Raw genomic sequence first — 17,690 nt, 5'->3', positions numbered from 1 at the left:
TCATCGCTTGCCTCCCGGTGCAAATGCCAGCCACGGCATGAGGAGATTGCCGACCATGCGGATGATGCCGCTGCAGGCGAGGCCAAGGCATCCGATGGTGATCATGCCGAGCACGATCGCGGGATAATCCACCAGCGAGTACGCCTCCCAGGTGAAGTAGCCGACGCCGAACTGGCCCGAGATCATCTCGGCGGCGATCAGCGACACCCAGGCGACGCCCATGCCGACCGCGAGACCCGTGAAGATATGCGGCAGCGAGCCCGGCAGGATCACATTCAGGAACAGGCGGAACTCGCTGGCACCAAGACACCGCGCCGCCCGGATCAGCACGCCATCCAGCGAATGCACGCCGTGGATGGTGTTGAGCAGGATCGGAAAGAAGGCGCCGATGAAGGTGATGAAGACGATACTGGCCTCGTTGTTGGGCCACAGCATGATCGACATCGGCACCCAGGCGATCGCCGGGATCGGCCGCAGCACCTCGACCACGGGCATGAACAGGTCACGCACCCGCGGATATTTTCCGATCGCAAGCCCGAGCGGCACGCCGATCGCGATGGCGATCAAGAAGCCGGTCAGGATGCGGCGCACGCTGATCGCGATGTTGACCAGATACTTGTTCGACAGCCCGACCTGGGTAAGCTGCTGGTACACTTCATAGGGCGTCGGAACGTTCTTGAAGCGGATGTAGAATTCGAGGCGGTACTTGGTCCCGAGATACCAGAACAGGAACAGCGCCCCGAGCGACACGCAGGCGAGCGCAGCGGTTATGATGCGCTCGCGGGTGATTTTCGCGAGCAGATGGCGGGACACCTTGGTCAGTGAAACCGTCGGGATGGTCTCCGGCTCACTCGGCGTCATTTCCGAAATGGCCGGCACGACCGCGCCGGCGGCGTTCGTATTATCCGCGATCACCGCCGCGACGGGCTTCGCAGCCGGCGGCTGGTGCTCACTTTCCGGGTCGATCATCGGAAGGACTACAACCTTCGCACTTGCCGTACCGCCCATGGGCCTACCTGCCTATTGTCCGATGTTGATGGCGCCGAGCACTTCGGCGTAGGTCGCGAGCTTGGCCCCGTGCTTCGACGCATATTCTTCGGCGTCCTTCTTGAGCAGGAACGGCACCACGTCCGGCTTCTTCGGATCGCTGCCGCCGACCGAATAGAAGGCGGCGTCGGCGAAGACCTTGATGCCGAGCTGATGATCGACGAGATAGACCGCGTTGAACTTCTTGCCCTCCGCGCCGTACTTCTTGACGCCAAGCAGCGTGCAGACCGGCGAGCTGAGCGCCACGATGTCGCCGCCCTGGATCCAGATCTCGCCGCTCTGCCTGGGATTGTCGACCGGCGCGTTGCAGATCGGGTCAGTGCCCTTCACATTATAGGTGTCGAACGAAGCGAGCTGCTTGTCGTAGTCGAGCCCCTGCCCCTTGAAGGCCTGCCGAACGAATTTGTCATTCACCCATGCGCCGACATTGAGCTCCTTGATCATGTTCAGCTTCTGCAGGATCGCGTAGTTCGCGCCGACCGCTTCGATCCATTTCGGCTTGATGGTCGCATCGAGCGTGTGAACGCCGCCGGGACCTAAGAAGATGTAGACCACCTCCTTGTTGATCTTGGTCCACTCCTCGATCTTCTCGGCGGCAAGCTTCGGATTCTTGCGCATCCAATCGTTGGCCTCCATCAGCGCGGTGATGTAGGCGACCACGATCTCGGGGTACTTCTCGCCGAAATCCTTGCGCACGACGACGCCGTGGAATGTCGGGGTCTTGGTTTCCGCACCGTCATAGATCTTGCGGGCGAACCCTTTGAACGGCAGCAACTCGGCGAACGGCACGAAATCGCCATGCGCGTCGATGCGCTTTTCCTGAAGGTTGGTGCTGCCGACCTCGGGCGATTGCGATACCAGATTCCAGAAGTCCGGCGGCAGCCCGCGCTTCTGCAGCGAAGTCAGCATCATGCCGTGGGCGGCCGAGCCGAACGGCACGGAGACGTTCTTGCCCTTGAGATCTGCGAGTTCATAGAATGGTGAGTCCTTATGGACGACGATGCCGTTGCCGCCGCCGACGGCGTTATAGGCGATAATGGCGATGAGCTGCGTTTCGTTCTTGGTGGCCTGCCCGGTGGCGCCATTCACCATCAGCGGGTAGTCGCCCATCATGCCGATCTGGATGTTGTTGGCCATCATGCCGTTGGTGATCGGTGGGCCCGACGTCGCGTTCTGCCAGCTCAGCTTGTATTGAATGTCCTTGTACTTGCCGGTTTTCGGCAGATGCTTTTCAAGAAGACCGAGCTCCTTCAGCACGACACCACCGGTCACGGTATTGGTCGTCGTATTCTGCGTACCGATGCCGATCTCAAGAACCTCTGCGTTTGCCGTCGCGGGTATCAACCCAAGGTTTGCGGCAAGGAGCAGCGGAAGGAAGCCAGGGAGTTTGGACGCAGGGCCGACGCTCATAGAACAAATCCTTTCGAACCGAACTGTGCTGGACTTTGTGCGATGCCCAAGCGAGACGCCCCGACGGCTATTGCGGAAGGCGGCTGAGCTGCTCGGCGTTGAGCAGGTGGACTGGCTTGATGAGTCAAGTGTGCAAGCGACATGCCACGGGGAACCCTGCTGACGACCTGCAGAGGCTCCGGTTCGCGTTGGCCCGGTCCGCGACCGGTACGGCTCAAGAAGGAAGTTGACGTCATGTGCCGTGAACTCGCTTGCTTCCATCCCGGACCCCGAAACGTCCGGCAAGCGAACTCTGAACGGTCTCCTCAAAATCGGAAACGACGAACGCTTCGATCCAGCAAGCTATTGCGAAGAAACATCGGATGCTCAATTTATGAACAGGAAAGCCGTCCGTTTTGGCTATCGGATGGGCGCGGTGGCTAGAAATTAGCCACGCGAGGCCGGCATCGGCCTGGTCCGGAAGGCCCGGAATTACAAGCAAGCGAGTTTGTACCGGTGGCGGTTTGACGCGGGCTTATCGCCTTGCCGGGCTCCTCAGACCTCGTCCGAGGCCGCGCCCTTGCCTAGCTTGCCGTCGCGAATTTCACCGAGCAACTCGGCGTTCTTGATGACGAGGTTGGCGCCGTGCGCGGCGAGGATGCCGAGCTCGGTGAACTTCTTGAGGCTGATGGTGACGGACTGGCGTGTCACGCCGGTCATGTGCGCGAGGTCGGCATGGGTGAATGAGGCGGCGATCAGGACGCCGTCGCGCTCTTCCACGCCATAGAGATTCATCAGATGCAGCAGCAGCTGCGCCAGCCTTTCCGTCGGCGAGCGCGTGCCGAGCATCTGCGCCAGCGCCGAATAGCACTGGCCCTTGAAACTGAGGCCTTCGATAATTCCAATCGCAAGCGCAGGGATCGTCATCACCATCCGCCGCAGTACATCGCCCGGCAAGTGCAGCACCGCGCTGTTGACGGCGGCCTCGCCCGACCAGACATGCAGGCCCTGCTTGAACACTTCGGGGCCGCCGACGAAATTGCCGGAGTGCCAATAGGCGAGCGTGATCTCGCGTCCCGAGGGCGCGGTGTAGAATACCTTGATGCGCCCGCTTTCGATCAAATAGATGCCATCCTGCGGGCTGCCCTGGCTGAAGAGCTGCGCGCCGCGATAGAGCACCTTGCGCTTGCCCGAACCTATGACATGCGCGATTTCGGATTCAGTCAGTCCGTTGAACAGATATGGCGGCCCGCTCCGCTGCGCGCCGCTGTCTGTCATCAGCAATGCGCCGAATTGTGCCGGCGCGCCGGCCTTGCCCGGCTGGGCCGCCGGTTGCAGGAGTTGATGCTTTCCAGTCATGAATCCGCTCGAAGCCAAACCCAATCCCAACTTGCGTCGATCCAGACGGAGAGCACCGGGCAGGACTGCCAGATCCCCGGCCGGCACCGGCCCGCGACGTTGCATGCTTTGCAATTGACGCGCCAAGTGCCGCGCTCATTCTCTGTCGAAGGAACTTCCCTGTCCATATCTGGGGTGGTCGCGCCAGCGGGCCCACCATGTTTCCCACGTGTTCGCCCGCTGCTGCGACAATCTGGCAAATCGGGGCCGGTTTGGTTAACATCGCCCGTCCCCTCCTCCCATTTCCCGATGAGCGATCCCCGTGAGCAAGCCTACGAAATCGACCGCAAATAAGAGCGGCAACATCTATATCGGCATCGGCGGCTGGACTTTCGAGCCGTGGCGCGGCGTCTTCTATCCGGAGAAGCTCGCGCAGGCGAAGGAGCTGTCCTACGCCGCGTCGAAGCTGACCTCGATCGAAATCAACGGCACCTATTACGGCTCGCAGAAGCCGGAGAGTTTTCGCAAATGGGCGCGTGAGGTGCCCGACGGATTCGTGTTCTCATTGAAGGGGCCGCGCTTCGCGACCAATCGCCGTGTGCTGGCGGAAGCCGGCGATTCCGTAAAGCGCTTCTACGATTCCGGCGTGCTGGAGCTCGCCGACCGGCTCGGTCCGGTGCTCTGGCAGTTCGCACCGACCAAAAAATTCGACGAGGCCGATTTCGGAAAATTCCTCGAACTGCTGCCGCGCAAGCTCGAGGGGCGCGCGCTTCGCCATGTGGTCGAGGTGCGGCATGACAGTTTCTGCGTGCCGGAGTTCATCGCATTGATACGCGAGTTCGAGACGCCCGTCGTGTTTGCCGAGCACGGCAAATATCCGGCCATTGCCGACGTCGCCAGTGACTTCGTCTATGCGCGTCTGCAGAAGGGCAACGACGAGATCAAGACGTGCTATCCGCCAAAACAACTCGACGCCTGGGCCAAGCGCTTTCAGGACTGGGCTGGTGGCGGCGAGCCCGACGATTTGCCGCGTGTCGACAAGACCAAGCCGAAGAAGATGCCGCGCGACGTGTTCGCCTATGTGATCCATGAGGGCAAGGTTCGCGCGCCGGCGGGCGCGATGGAATTGATCGAGCGCGTGAAGTGACTGACACGCTCAGTCAAGCCTGATCCCGGCTTCGCGGATCAGCTTGGTCCGGCTCTCGTATTCGGAGGCGACGAAGGCATCGAGTTTGTCGTCGGCCAGATCCCACACCTCCCCGCCGCTCTTCTCAAAGCGCACCTTGAGTTCGGGCAGCGTGGCGCGGATTTCGCGGCGCAACTTTGCGATTATCTCCGACGGCGTCCTGGCAGGCGCAAAAATGCCGAGCCAAAAATCGACTTGAGGCCGGAAACGCAGCCATGTGAGCATCCGGCAAAATCGGTTCATCGTATCCCCCGCAAATGAGCCTTTTTGCAGGCTCTTTCAGCGGGACTATGCGACATGGCGTATCCGGCGGCAACGCGGCATATGGCAATCGTCCTCGCGCGTCCCTAGCTTTGCTGGCGACTGATCAGCGCAGTGGATATCGACATGGCCCGCAAGACCAAACGCCTCTTCACCATCGGTTATGAGCAGACGCCGGCCAAGGCCGTGCTCGCCGAACTGGAGCAGGCCGGCGTCAAGCTTTTGGTCGACGTGCGTGCCGTCGCCTCCTCGCGGCGGCCGGGTTTTTCAAAGAAACAACTAGCCGCGGGGCTCGACGAGCGCGGCATCGCCTATTTACACCTGAAGGGCTTGGGTACGCCGAAGGAGGGCCGCGAGGCGGCGCGCAGCGGCAAGTTTGATGTGCTGCAGCGGATCTACTCCAAGCATCTGAAGACGGCGCAAGCCAAGGAGGAGCTCGACGAGCTGTCAGCGCTGGTGAAGCAGGCGGGGCCGGTGTGCATCCTCTGCTATGAGCGCGATCATACCCATTGCCACCGGCACTGGATCGCGGAGATCATCGAGGAGCGCGATGGCGTGAAGGTGGAGAACCTGGTTGCGCCGCAGGTTTAACCGAGATCTCATTGCGAGAAGCGAAGCGACGAAGCAATCCATCTATCCCGGGGCCGAGGCATGGATTGCTTCGCTTCGCTCGCAATGACGGCGAGACGCCGTGGCTTCTCACCCCTTCCCCTACAGCCGGAAAGTTCCTTCCATCATCTTCACGCAGGCGCCGCCGACATGGATCGACGCGACCTTGCCGCCCTGCTTGCGGACGCGCGTGAGCAGCAGGCTTGGCCGGCCCATGTCGACGCCCTGCCCGATCTTCAACTTCAATTCACCGTCCTTGGTAGCGTCGAGATCGGCGAGCAGCGCTGCGGCTGCCGCCGTCGCACTCCCGGTGGCAGGATCTTCCGACAATCCGCTTGAGCCGGGATGGAACATCCGCGCCTGCAAGTCACAGGGCTTTTCACTTGCCGGCACATCGCGGGTGTAGAGGTACACCGCATCGCTACCGTCACATGGAAACGTTTTTTCGAATGCGGCAGCATCTGGCTTCGCCTGCCGCAGCGCCTCGCGCGAGGCAAGCTCGACGGCGATGAAGGACAGCCCCACGGAAATGACCTGCGGCGGGTGGCGGTCGGTTTTCACATCGCTTGCCGACAGCGAAAGCAACGCCGCCGCCGCATCCGTGCTGACATGCGACATCCGCTTCAAGGGCTGCGGCGCCGTGAATTCGGTGCTGACGACTCTGCCCTGCTCGGTCGCAATCTCGACCGGCACGAGCCCAGCCTCTTCCTCGAACAACAGCCGCGCCGGCGGCTTTGCCGCCTGCGTCGCCAGCACGAAGGCGGTGCCGACGTTGGGGTGGCCGGCAAAGGGTATCTCGCGATTCACGGTGAAGATGCGGACTTGCGCATCGTGCGCGGCATCGCGCGGCGGCAGCAGGAAGGTCGTCTCCGAATAGTTGAATTCGCGCGCAATCGCTTGCATCTGCTCGGTCGAGAGACCACCGGCATCGAGCACCACGCCGAGCGGATTGCCGCCAAAGGCGCGGTCGGTGAACACGTCGACGGTGATGTAACGTCTATTCATTTCGACCCCTATGCAAGTCGCCACACGGCCATCGGCCGCTCATAGCCCCTGACCTCGACCTCGCCGAGCGAGACGGCGTCTCTGCAGGCGTCGCCGAGTGCATCGTGCACCGCCTCCGAGATCAGGAACTGCGAATTGAAGTCCTTGTTGAGCGCCTCGAGCCGCGAGGCAAAATTCACGGTGTCGCCGATCACGGTGTATTCCTTGCGCCTGGGCGAGCCGATGCTACCGGCGACGACTTCACCGAGGTGAATGCCGATGCCGATGCGCAGCGGCCAGCTCGTCGCTTCGTTGACCCGCGCATTGGCCTCTAGCATCTCGCGCGCCGCCGCCACCGCCCGGTGCGCCGGGTCCGGCGCTTCCAGCGGCGCGCCGAACAGCGCCAGGAATCCGTCGCCCAGGAACTTGTTCACGATGCCGCCGTGGCGGTCGAGAATATCGACCAGGATGGCAAAGGCGCCGTCGAGCCGATCCACCACCTCCTGCGGCGAGCGGGTACGCGCGCCCGCGGTGAAGCTGCGAAAGTCGACGAACATGACGGCGACGCGGCGGATGTCGCTGTCGGCCTTGGTGCCCTCGGCCATCAGGCGTTCGACCACCTGCGGGGAGACGTGCTGGCCGAACAGATTGGTGATGCGGTCGCGCGCGGTCGCGGCCTTGATGCTGGCTTCGAATTGCCGTCGCAACTGCAGGCCGACAGCGCCAGCCAGCATGCCGCCGATCAGCAGGATCAGGCTGCGCGCGGCGTGATAGAAAACGCTTACCTCCGGGCCAGGATCCGGATGATAGAAAAGGGCCATCAGAAACAGCTCGGTCGCAGCGACGAATCCGGTGAAGGTAGAGAGCCAGAAATCGAGCCGCAGGGTCGAGAGGATAATGAAGATGAAGTAAGTCATCGGGACCACGAAGCCGAGCGCGGCTACCGAGCCCATGGCGTTGATGTGAAGCGCCAGTGCAACCGTCGGCATCGACGTCTCGATCAGCGCGCCGAGGTAACGCCGGAACAAGGGCAGATCACGCCCCTCACGCATGTGCCGCGTTATCGCGCCGTGCACCCACAGTTCGAACAGGATGAACGGCACCATGACCGAATAGAGATAATGCGGCTTAAGATTGCCGTGCCAGACCTGGCTCACTTTTTCGGGCGCGAGGAAGTAGACGGTCCAGAGGATGACGGACAAAAGGACAGTCGTTCCGATCAGCGCCTTGATGCGCAACAACTCGGTCGCCATTACCTGCTGCGTCAACGCGCGCTGGAAGTCGGCCGACACGCCGATGTCTTGGTCTTTCTTCCCCGTGCCCCACAACCCAAACATCATCGCCCCTTGTCATTCCGGGGCGCCTCGAAGAGGCGAACCCGGAATCTCGAGATTCTCAGGTGCGCAAGTGCGCACCATAGTTCGATGCTGTGCATCGCCCCGAAATGACGGGTGTGCATATAACCTCAATCCAGCGTGCGACGGAAGCGTGTCACGGCGATCGTCATCGCCACCAGCATCAGTACAATGAGTGCAATCGTATCGTATTGCAGGTTGGACGGCACCGCGCCCTTCAACATGATGGCGCGCACGATGCGGATGTAATGGGTCAGCGGCAACGCTTCGCCGAGATACTGCGCCCAGACCGGCATGCCCGCGAACGGAAACATGAATCCAGAGAGCAGGATGCTGGGCAGGAAGAACATCATCGACATCTGCATCGCCTGCAGTTGGTTCTGCACGATGGTGGAGAAAGTGTAGCCGATCGACAGGTTGGTGGTGATGAATAGCGTCGTCAGCAGTGCCAGCAGCGTGACGCTGCCGAGAATCGGCACCCCGAACAACAGGACTCCGATGCCGACGATCAGCGTCGCCTGGATGAAGCCGACGATCACGTACGGGATGATCTTGCCGAACATCACCTCGACCGGCTTGATCGGCATCGACAGCAGGCTCTCCATGGTGCCGCGCTCGATCTCGCGCGTCACCGACAGCGCAGTGAAGATCAGCATTGTCATGGTCAGGATGGTGCCGACCAGGCCCGGCACGATGTTGAGCCGGGATTCGGCCGCGGGGTTGTAGCGGGCATGCGCCCGGATCTCGAACGGCATCGCGGGTGGGTCGCCGATGTGAACGTCGTGGGCGAGCGCGGTCTGCACCAGGACGCCGAGCGATCCGAGCGCCGCGCTGGCGGCGACAGGATCGGTCGCATCCGCCGCGACCAGCAGCGCCGGCTTGTCGCCGCGCCGTACCGCCCGCTCGAAGCCGCGCGGGATCTCGACCCCGAACAGCACCTTGCCGGACTGCAGGAGGTCGTCGAACTCGGCGACGCTGTGGACCTCGCGGGTGAAGCGGAAGTAGCTGGTATTCTCAAGTGCCTTCAGCACCGAGCGCGCCAGGTCGCTGTCCTCCTGGATCAAGACCGCTGTCGGCAGATGGCGCGGCGTGGTGTTGATGGCGTAGCCGAACAGCAAGAGCTGCATGACAGGGATCATCACGATCATCGCGAACGAGACGCGGTCGCGGCGAAGCTGGATGAATTCCTTGACCAGCATCGCATAGCTGCGCCGCCAGAAGCCGAAGGCCGGCTCCCTCGCCGCGCCGGCGGGACGAACGGTGTCGGTCGCACTCATTGGAAATTGTCCTTTGAGCGGTTCATGAGATCGATGAAGACGTCTTCCAGCGACGGCTCGCTATCTTCCCAGCGCCATCCCTTCTTGGCGCGGTACGGCGCGATCGTTGCCTCGAGCGCCGCCTTGTCGCGCCCGGAGACGTGCAGGCTGGTGCCGAACGGCGCCACCATGTCGACGCCGGGCTTGCCGCTAAGCTCAGTCGCCAGCCCGTTGAGGTCGTCGCCGGAGACCGTCCAGGTCGAAAGCGCCGATTTCGCGATCACATCATCCACCGTGCCATGCGCCAGCAGGTGGCCATAGGCGATGTAAGCGATCTCGTGGCAGCGCTCGGCCTCGTCCATGTAGTGCGTGGAGACCAGCACCGTCAGCCCTTCCGCGGCGAGCGCGTGGATCTCGTTCCAGAAGTCGCGCCGCGCCTTGGGGTCGACGCCGGCAGTCGGCTCATCGAGCAGCAGCAAGTGCGGGTTGGGCAGCGTGCAGGCGCCGAGCGCCAGCCGCTGCTTCCAGCCGCCGGAAAGCTCGCCGGCCAGTTGCTCCTCGCGGCCGCTCAGGCCGATGCGCTGGATCATGTCGCCGGCCGCGCCCCGCGCATCGCGCAGACCGTAGAGCCGCGCGACGAATTCGAGGTTCTCGCGCACCGAGAGATCCTGATACAGGCTGAAGCGCTGCGTCATATAGCCGACCAGGCGCTTGATCTTGTCGGCGTCGCGGCGAATGTCGTAGCCGAGGCAGGTGCCTTCGCCGGCATCCGGCGTCAACAGCCCGCACAGCATGCGGATGGTCGTGGTCTTGCCAGAGCCGTTCGGGCCGAGGAAGCCGTAGATCGAGCCGCGCTTCACCTGCATCGAAAGGTCATGCACGACCTCGCGGCCGCCGAAGGATTTTGAAAGACCTTCGACGTTGATGGCGATGTCGGGGGCTGATGCGGGCGCTGGATTCATCGCTTGTCCGCCACCGGCGTCCTTGGATTGAGGAATACGCTGATCGGCTGGCCGACGCGCAGCACGTCGGGCCGGCTCGGCCGTGCCTGGATCAGATAGACCAGCTTGTTGCGTTCATCGAGGCTGTAGATGACCGGCGGGGTATATTCCGCCGTCGTCGCGATGAAGTAGATCTTGGCGGTGAGATCCGCCGCGCAATTGTCGCAGGTCACCCTCACCTCGTCGCCGATCGCAAGCTTCGGCAATTCGGTCTCCGGCACGAAGAAGCGGATCTTCATGTTGCCGGGCGGCATGATCGACAGCACCGGCCGCTGCGCCGGGACCATTTCGCCTTCGCGGAAATAGATCTGCTGGACCGTGCCGCCAACCGGCGCGAAGCCGCTGCGCCGCGCCAGCCGCGTTTGCGAGGTGTTGACGCGGGCTTCCGCCACGCGTAGCGCCGAGGTTGCGGAGTCCAAATTGGCTTGCGTGCCGGAGCCGGTCTTGCTCAGCGAGGCCGCGCGATCAAACGTCTGCTGCGCATTGGCGAGCGTCGCCTTATTCTGGTTGAGGTCCGCCTGCTGCAGATCGTCATCGACGGAATAAAGGTGATCGCCGGGCTTGACCTCGTCGCCCTCGCGCACATTGAGCTTGATGACACGGCCGCTCTCGTCGGGGCTGACAAAGATCATGTCGGCTTCCACCCAGCCCTGAAAGCCCGGGTCCCTGCGCTCCTTGCAGCCCGCAAGCGTGGCGGCGAGCGTCAGCGCGGCCAGGATATTTATCGTTCGCGACGCAATCATGCCGCTCTCCGTTCGCCAAAAATCAAATCGAGATGAACACGAAACATCGCGATCGCATCGAGCGGCGCGTGCCGCGCGAAAAGGCTCTGCCAGATCACCGCGATTAGCGCCGGCGCGACCACGATCTGTGGAAACTGCACGAGCTTGGTTTGTCGGATCTCGCCGCGTGCGATGCCGAGCTCGATCAGGGCGCGCATGCCGGCCAGCCCCCGCGACACCACTTCGCGGTAGTAGAAGTCGGCCACTTCCGGAAAGCGCGGCCCCTCGGCCACGATCAGCCGCACGAGATCGCCGCGCCGTGTGGTCGCCACCTCCTCGATGAAGGTGCGGGCAAACCCCTCCATCAGGTCGCGCACGGATGCATCTGGCTTGGGCGGCGTCGCCCAGAGACGGCTGATCATCGGAACGATGGCGGTACGGATCAGTTCCTCGAACATCGATTCCTTGTCCTTGAAGTGCAGGTAGATCGTGCCCTTGGCGACGCCGGCGCGCCTGGCGATGTCGTCGAGCCGCGTCGCCGCAAAGCCGCGGGCGATGAACTCGTCCATCGCCGCCGCGATGATCGCCCCGCGCCGCTCGGCCGCACGTTCGGCGCGGTTGGAAGCAGGCTTTTGTGGCGGGCTCGACGCTGCCGATGCCCTCACCCCGGGGCGGCGATCGGCCGGCTTTGCAGCGGATTTTCGGGCGTTTTTGGCGACTTCCTTTTTCATGCTTCATTTATGACTGACTGGTCAGTCATTGTCAATGCGCGCGCAAAACGGATGCTCTCACGTCGGCGTGACTGACAGAGGCGGCGGCCCACGGACGTATTTTGGCGCGGCTCCTATCGGCTTTCCCATCCCACAGATACGGGTGTCTCTCCGCATCTCGCTCGCGGCGGTCTGCCGGACGGCGATGGCGACCTGCTGAAAGGTACGCTCTAGGCGGAAGTAGAGTGGCCAACCGATTGCGCATGGCTATAGTTGCAGGAGACATGCCGCTCATCCTCAACGCGCGTCAGGACGGCGGGACGAATTGCAGACAGGGGAGAACGCAGATGGGCAAACTTTCGAGCAGCTGTTCCTGGCTACGTTGGTCACGGGGCAAGAAAAGTGCTGACGCGGCGCTTTCGTCGAAACCGTTTGAAGTCGGCGACCGGCGCCAGTTGCTGCAGGCTCTCTCCGTGATGGCAACCGGCGGCGCCCTCGCCGCGATGTCGCAACCAGCCGACGCAAAGGATGCAAGCGAGCTGCCGCCGCCCAAGCGGGCGCTGACCGGCCGCAACGAGGCCGGCAAGTCGGTGTTCAAGTCCTTTGACGTCACGAGTACGGTGGTGGAAATCGATTCCAATCCGGGGCTGACGTTCTACGAGCTTTACAGAACGGAAGGCGTGCCTGATCTCACCGGCCTGGAGGCGGACCCGATGCTCCCGGGCACGAAAGCCTTCCCCGGCCCGGGCGGCACGATATTCCGGCTCATCTCATATCCGCCGAAACGTCCCGAGGGTTACAAACCACCGCCGGGCGTCACCTTCGAGAGCGGCTTGAAGGAACTGTCGGACAAGCTTCCCGGCATGGGCGATCACTTCGAAAGGGGCGGCGGCGGCATGCACACCACCGACACGATCGATTACGGGGTCGTGGTTCGCGGCGAGATGACGCTGGAATTGGACGACGGACAGAAGGTGCATCTGCGCCAGGGCGACTGCATCGTGCAGAACGGCACGCGCCATCGCTGGCGCAATCCGCTGCCGGAGCCCTGTCTCATGGCTTTCGTCTCGCTCGGCGGCAAGCGGGCCTGAGGCTGGTCTCCGACCAAAGCCCAATGGCACAAGACAGCGCACGGTATCATCATAAGCTGCCGCTGAAAGGCCCTCGCCCGATGATGGGAAAAGAAGGGGTGATCGCATGACGCCAGACGGAGTGGCCTTAGCTGCCATTGTCATTCTGCTGTTTCCGATAGGCTACTTCTTTCTGGCCTCCCCTGCTTTTCTATTGGTGAAGCTCGACATCCCGCCCGTCACCCAGTTGCTGGGCGGCATGTTCAGCGTGCATTTTCTGATGCTGCGCGTGACCACCGTCATTGCGATGATGGTTTTTGCAGCGACACGCCGACCGGCTTTCGCGCTCGGCGTCGGCCTGATCGCGGCGCTGGCGTTCTGGGGCCGCGGCTGGTTCATGCAGCGGTGGAATGCGGCGCTTAGCGCCCGGGATGCCGGCAATCCCGATGCGGTGCGACGGCTGCGCCGTCTGCACTGGACCGGCATGCTGTCGAATGCCGTCGTGCTCGTCGCCGTCGTCGCCAGCATTCCCTATGTCAGCGCGTCGTCGAGTTGAGCGGCTGCGAGATCGCTTGTCAGCGATGGATCGGGGCCGGTGCGCTGACGCGCTCTCGCAATTGATCGAACTCGCCGGAATGATAAGTCGCGCCGTCGGGGGTCACGATCTCGACATTCCAGCAGCCGTCCGACATCAACTCGGCGGCCTTCTTCAACGCGGCCGGAACGGACTCGCGGTTGAGAGTGATATTTCCTGCCGTATCCAACCCCGTAATCAAAAACCTCATCTGACCGTCTCCCGGCGCGAGCTGCCGGCCATTCTGGACCGACGTGCAACGGCGTCAAGAGCGGCGTCGAAGCCTGCGGTTCTGATCGAATCAGAACCGCAGCATCAGGGTGGTCTATTCGCGCCGACCGAGACTATTCCTCAGACCGTCCAGACATCTGACGACGAAGCTGCTGGGCTTCGTGCCAGGTCGCGAGCGCCTCTTTCCCGAAGCGGGCCAGCGTGGTTGCGAACTGCGCGAGGATGAGTGTGATCATGGCCGGCGCCCCCCGTTGGCGAGCAGATGCCCGATCGCGCGCTCGGCGTCGTCGGTCAGCGCGCGCCCATGGGTAGCAAGATACTGCTCGACCGCACGGTCAGCCTGCCGCTGCCGGGCTTCGAGATGAACGCGCAACAATCGAGAGAAAAATGAGGGCTTTTTGGTCGGGGCAAAAAACGCGGCCCCAGTGGTGAGTACGTTCGCCATGGATGGCTCCTTTTATCGGAGTTGTCCCTGGGCGACTTCCTTCCCTGACGCGAGAAATAGGTACTGGTGCCGACGATTGCGAGACCAAATACCTCGCAATCATGCATCAATTTTGTACCTCAGAGGTTAACAAGGCGCGGCGCCGTCACATGGCTGTAACGTCAAATACGCATGCACGCCGCATCGCGCGAATCGAGTTCACCGTAGTCGCGAACCTTAACCGCTCACTTTGCGAATGGATTCACCCAACCTCCCCTGCCCGCCGGCGCGCGCGGCGGATAGGCCGTTTCGAGATAATTCAGGATCACTTCGCGATCCTTGTCGTCGAGCGGCGGCATGCTGTGGCGGCGGACCATCAGGTTGATCGAATCTTCCCACTGCGCACGCGTCATGCCCTGCTGCGCCACGAGCTTGAAGCCGTGACAGGCGGTGCAGGCATAGAAGGTCTCGTTGCGGCCTGCGCCCGCGACGAACTCCTCCGGACTTTCGTCGCGGGGCGAGAAGGCCTGCTGCGCCATGGCCGGTGCTATCCAGAGCGCACCGGCCAGCGCTAACAACACAAGGCGCTGCATCATCCGACCAGCACGGCGATGCGATGCATGGCGTTGCCGCCATAGCCTTGCGGATTCCAGAAGCCGGCCTGATGCGGCTGCATCGCGCCCTTGGAATCGGTGGCACGCGCCCAGATCTCGAAATAGCCGTCGGTCGGCAGCTTCACCGTCGCAGTCCAGCGCTGCCAGTCATATTTGTTCTTCGGCTTCTCCAATGTGACGCGCTGCCAGCTCGCGCCGAAATCAAGCGAGATGTCGACCTGCTTCACCGTGAGATCGCCCGCCCAGGAGGCGCCGCGCAGTTTCAGTTCCTTGGTGCCGGCGGCGAATTTCGCGCCGTTCGCAGGACTGGTGATGATCGAGCGCACCGGCATCGATTCCAGGATACGGAAGTTGGCCGGATCGGCCTTGGCCCCGGGCACCATCGGCTTGATCGCGGTGCGATAGGAAAACTCCGTCATGCCGGGGCCGTCATGCTCGCGGTCGCGGATGGTGATGCGCGTCAGCCATTTCTGCGAGGCCGAGCCGGCCCAGCCCGGCACGATCAGCCGCACCGGCCCGCCATGGATGTTCGGCAGCGGCTTGCCGTTCATGGCCCACACGATCATCGTGTTCGGGTCCATCGCCTTCGCGATGCGCACGCCGCGCGAGATGCTGGGCTTGCCGGCCTCGCCCGACAGATGCAGATCGGCGGCATAATGCGCGGTGTATTTCGCTGACGGTTTGAGGCCGGCCTTCTTGAGGAGATCGGCGAGCGGGACGCCGGTCCATTCGGCACAGCCCGCGCCGCCATTGGTCCACTGGTTGCCGCGCGCCGGCGGCGAGAAGCCGGCGCGGCCGTTGCCGCCGCATTCCAGCACCATGCGCCGGGTTACCGCCTTGTATTTCGATTTCAACTCCCCGACCGTGATCTCGATCTTGTTGTTGACCTCGCCATCGATGGTGATCTTCCAGGCGTCGGGGTCCTTCGCCTCCTCGGGGATCTGTCCGTTATTGCGGATGTAGAATTTCTCGATCGGCGTGGTGTCGTCGTCGAGCAGGCTTTCCGGCGTCTCGGCGACCAGCGGCTTTTCGCCGAGCACGACGAGCCCTTCGTTCTTGCCGGGGAATTTCAGATATTGCGGCCCCTTGGCGGGCGCGGGTGACGCGGCCTGCGCATGGGCCTGCGGAATGCCAAATCCGTCGCGCGAGAGCGGCAGCGCGCCGCCGATCGTGGCGCCCAGCGCGGCCAGCGCCGAGCCTCCCAGAAATCTGCGCCGATTGGTATCGAAATGGCTGCCTTCAGCCGCACTGCCCCCGGCTTCCCAAGTCATGACGTTCTCTCCCGGTTGCCCGCTCCCGGGCTTTCTTGGCCGGGCTTCCCCTCGGGAGCCCAACTGAAGAGGAGTATTTGCATTTTGCGACTGCACCGCAAGATGCCTGTACGTCGGCTGCAACTGTTTGGCGCGCACATGCCGTCCTGACCTGGATCAAGGACACTGCCACCATCCTGGTTACCAATGGCTCCTGCGTAACGTGCGGGAGTCGCTGACGAGAAGAAGCGCCTGCGCTGGATCGAGGAAATGCGCCAGCATGGCACGCATGGCGCCTAAGACGATGACAGGTCGGGCCGATATTTCGACCCGACTTGCTGGTTGGCGATATTGCCTGCGCGCAGAACGCCTCAGCCCTTGCGCGTCTTGCTGAGCAGATAATTGTCGTAATAGTTTTCCGCGATCTGCGTGTAGAAGAGCAGTTCCTTCATGTAGGCGTCGTGGCTCTCCTTCGTCTTCTTGAACAGCGGGTTCTTCTCGGCGATCTCGTTCAGGTGATCCTGCGTCGCCTTGTGGCAGGCCTCCATGACCGGCTGCGGGAAGGCGCGCAGCTCCGCACCGCCGGCGACGAGCCGCTTCAGCGCGGCCGGATTGACACTGTCGTATTTCTCGATCATCCACGCGCCCGCCGCCGAAGCCGCCTGGTTGACGATCGCCTGGTATTGCTTGGGCAACGCGTTCCACTTCTCCTCGTTCACGACGACGTGCAGCATTGCCCCGCCTTCCCACCAGCCGGGGAAGTAATAGTACTTTGCGACCTTATAGAAGCCGAGCTTCTCGTCGTCATAGGGGCCGACGAACTCCGCGGCATCGATGGTACCGCGCTCGAGCGCCGGATAAACGTCGCCGCCCGCGATCTGCTGCGGCACAACGCCCAGTCTTGCCAAGACATGGCCGCCCATGCCGGCAATGCGGAATTTGAGGCCCTTGAGATCGTCGACGGCCTTGATCTCCTTGCGAAACCAGCCGCCCATCTGCGTGCCGGAATTGCCGCACAGGATCGCATGGGCCTTGAACGGCTTCAGCGCCTCGTTGGTGAGGTCGGCGCCGCCGCCGAACGACCACCAGGAATGCTGGTGACGATGGTTCATGCCGAACGGCGCGCCGGTCGCGTAGGTCAGCGCCGGCTCCTTGCCGATGTAGAAATAGAGCGGCGTCTGGGCCATCTCGACGGTCGCCGAGCCGACGGCATCGAGCGCCTGCAGGCCGGGCACGATCTCGCCGGCCGCAAAAGTCTGGATCTGAAACTTGTTGTCGGTGGCATCGGCGACGTATTTCGCAAAGGTCTGCGCCGTGCCGTAGATGGTGTCGAGCGACTTCGGAAAGCTCGAGGTCAGCCGCCACTTGATCTCGGGCGAGGTTTGCGCGATCGCGGGTGCCGCAACCAGCGTCGCCGCGCCGGCCACGGCGCCGCCTTTGAGGAATGTACGGCGTTTCATCGTATATTACTCCTATAAAATGCATGTCCCTTCGCGCGGGGGGAAGGCCTTCGCGGATCACTCATCTCTTATCATAACGAACATCGAGCCATGCTTGGAAGCGTTACCTTGCCGTGGCATGACGGATATCCGGTATAGCTTGGACGACCCGCCTCCCGCACTCCCGGCGCCCTATGGACAAGACCTGTAAGATCGCCTTTTTGTAGTGA

At 62.7% G+C, this 17,690-nt stretch carries 20 protein-coding genes; 4 read left to right on the top strand and 16 right to left on the bottom strand.

The genetic code is table 11. From position 1 onward, the window contains the following. From RX331_RS14380 to RX331_RS14370, 3 genes are all read right to left on the bottom strand, one after another. On the bottom strand, positions 1–969 hold the full coding sequence (locus tag RX331_RS14380; protein ID WP_317257175.1) for an ABC transporter permease: 969 nt from the start codon (positions 967–969) through the stop codon (positions 1–3). Positions 970–1,020: 51 nt separating this feature from the next. Further along, the gene (locus RX331_RS14375; protein ID WP_317257174.1) at positions 1,021–2,457 is read right to left on the bottom strand and encodes an ABC transporter substrate-binding protein; all 1,437 of its coding nucleotides are present in this window, start codon (positions 2,455–2,457) and stop codon (positions 1,021–1,023) included. A gap of 534 nt (positions 2,458–2,991) precedes the next feature. Then, on the bottom strand, positions 2,992–3,795 hold the full coding sequence (locus tag RX331_RS14370) for a Crp/Fnr family transcriptional regulator (protein ID WP_410708202.1): 804 nt from the start codon (positions 3,793–3,795) through the stop codon (positions 2,992–2,994). 301 nt (positions 3,796–4,096) lie between these two features. On the opposite strand from RX331_RS14370, the gene RX331_RS14365 reads away from it, so the two are divergent. Then, a complete protein-coding gene (locus RX331_RS14365) occupies positions 4,097–4,921 on the top strand; it encodes a DUF72 domain-containing protein (RefSeq protein WP_317257173.1) in 825 nt (274 codons plus the stop codon). Between the two features lie 9 nt (positions 4,922–4,930). Here the strand turns inward: RX331_RS14365 and RX331_RS38790 are convergent, their stop codons facing one another. Next, entirely contained in the window at positions 4,931–5,095 is a 165-nt protein-coding gene (locus RX331_RS38790) for a hypothetical protein (RefSeq protein ID WP_410708201.1), read from the bottom strand. Positions 5,096–5,347: 252 nt separating this feature from the next. Between RX331_RS38790 and RX331_RS14355 the strand changes: the two genes are divergently transcribed. Continuing rightward, entirely contained in the window at positions 5,348–5,812 is a 465-nt protein-coding gene (locus tag RX331_RS14355) for a DUF488 domain-containing protein (RefSeq protein WP_317257172.1), read from the top strand. A 120-nt stretch (positions 5,813–5,932) separates the two neighbouring features. Here the strand turns inward: RX331_RS14355 and RX331_RS14350 are convergent, their stop codons facing one another. From RX331_RS14350 to RX331_RS14325, 6 genes are all read right to left on the bottom strand, one after another. Continuing rightward, complete coding sequence (locus RX331_RS14350) at positions 5,933–6,835, bottom strand: PhzF family phenazine biosynthesis protein (RefSeq protein WP_317257171.1); 903 nt, start codon at positions 6,833–6,835, stop codon at positions 5,933–5,935. Between the two features lie 8 nt (positions 6,836–6,843). Then, entirely contained in the window at positions 6,844–8,154 is a 1,311-nt protein-coding gene (locus tag RX331_RS14345) for an adenylate/guanylate cyclase domain-containing protein (protein WP_317257170.1), read from the bottom strand. A 125-nt stretch (positions 8,155–8,279) separates the two neighbouring features. Continuing rightward, the gene (locus RX331_RS14340; protein ID WP_317257169.1) at positions 8,280–9,446 is read right to left on the bottom strand and encodes an ABC transporter permease; all 1,167 of its coding nucleotides are present in this window, start codon (positions 9,444–9,446) and stop codon (positions 8,280–8,282) included. Further along, positions 9,443–10,387 (bottom strand): ABC transporter ATP-binding protein, encoded by a 945-nt coding sequence (locus RX331_RS14335; protein WP_317257168.1) that lies wholly within the window; start codon positions 10,385–10,387, stop codon positions 9,443–9,445. The genes RX331_RS14340 and RX331_RS14335 overlap by 4 nt, the downstream gene beginning before the upstream one ends. Next, positions 10,384–11,169 carry an efflux RND transporter periplasmic adaptor subunit gene (locus tag RX331_RS14330; RefSeq protein WP_317257167.1) on the bottom strand — a complete coding sequence of 262 codons (786 nt, stop codon included), beginning with the start codon at positions 11,167–11,169 and terminating at the stop codon, positions 10,384–10,386. The genes RX331_RS14335 and RX331_RS14330 overlap by 4 nt, the downstream gene beginning before the upstream one ends. Then, a complete protein-coding gene (locus RX331_RS14325) occupies positions 11,166–11,879 on the bottom strand; it encodes a TetR/AcrR family transcriptional regulator (RefSeq protein WP_317257166.1) in 714 nt (237 codons plus the stop codon). The genes RX331_RS14330 and RX331_RS14325 overlap by 4 nt, the downstream gene beginning before the upstream one ends. Positions 11,880–12,205: 326 nt before the next feature. Between RX331_RS14325 and RX331_RS14320 the strand changes: the two genes are divergently transcribed. Continuing rightward, a complete protein-coding gene (locus RX331_RS14320; protein ID WP_317257165.1) occupies positions 12,206–12,949 on the top strand; it encodes a cupin domain-containing protein in 744 nt (247 codons plus the stop codon). Positions 12,950–13,055: 106 nt separating this feature from the next. Then, a complete protein-coding gene (locus RX331_RS14315) occupies positions 13,056–13,484 on the top strand; it encodes a hypothetical protein (RefSeq protein WP_317257164.1) in 429 nt (142 codons plus the stop codon). 19 nt (positions 13,485–13,503) lie between these two features. On the opposite strand, the gene RX331_RS14310 is transcribed toward RX331_RS14315, so the two are convergent. The 6 genes from RX331_RS14310 to RX331_RS14285 all read right to left on the bottom strand — a co-directional run bounded on the left by RX331_RS14310 (position 13,504) and on the right by RX331_RS14285 (position 17,481). After that, complete coding sequence (locus RX331_RS14310) at positions 13,504–13,713, bottom strand: hypothetical protein (protein WP_317257163.1); 210 nt, start codon at positions 13,711–13,713, stop codon at positions 13,504–13,506. Positions 13,714–13,846: 133 nt separating this feature from the next. Further along, entirely contained in the window at positions 13,847–13,969 is a 123-nt protein-coding gene (locus tag RX331_RS14305) for a hypothetical protein (RefSeq protein WP_317257162.1), read from the bottom strand. After that, positions 13,966–14,178 (bottom strand): hypothetical protein, encoded by a 213-nt coding sequence (locus RX331_RS14300; RefSeq protein WP_317257161.1) that lies wholly within the window; start codon positions 14,176–14,178, stop codon positions 13,966–13,968. Before RX331_RS14300 ends, RX331_RS14305 begins: the two co-directional genes overlap by 4 nt. A gap of 224 nt (positions 14,179–14,402) precedes the next feature. Further along, on the bottom strand, positions 14,403–14,696 hold the full coding sequence (locus RX331_RS14295) for a hypothetical protein (RefSeq protein ID WP_317257160.1): 294 nt from the start codon (positions 14,694–14,696) through the stop codon (positions 14,403–14,405). Between the two features lie 53 nt (positions 14,697–14,749). Beyond that, the gene (locus RX331_RS14290; RefSeq protein ID WP_317257159.1) at positions 14,750–16,042 is read right to left on the bottom strand and encodes a sulfite oxidase; all 1,293 of its coding nucleotides are present in this window, start codon (positions 16,040–16,042) and stop codon (positions 14,750–14,752) included. Positions 16,043–16,392: 350 nt separating this feature from the next. Then, positions 16,393–17,481: a TRAP transporter substrate-binding protein gene (locus RX331_RS14285; RefSeq protein ID WP_317257158.1), complete on the bottom strand. Its 1,089-nt coding sequence runs from the start codon at positions 17,479–17,481 to the stop codon at positions 16,393–16,395. Between the last annotated feature and the right edge of the window lie 209 nt (positions 17,482–17,690).

The organism is Bradyrhizobium sp. BWA-3-5, from assembly GCF_032917985.1.
GTDB lineage: Bacteria > Pseudomonadota > Alphaproteobacteria > Rhizobiales > Xanthobacteraceae > Bradyrhizobium.
This window is presented reverse-complemented; position numbering and strand designations above follow the sequence as displayed.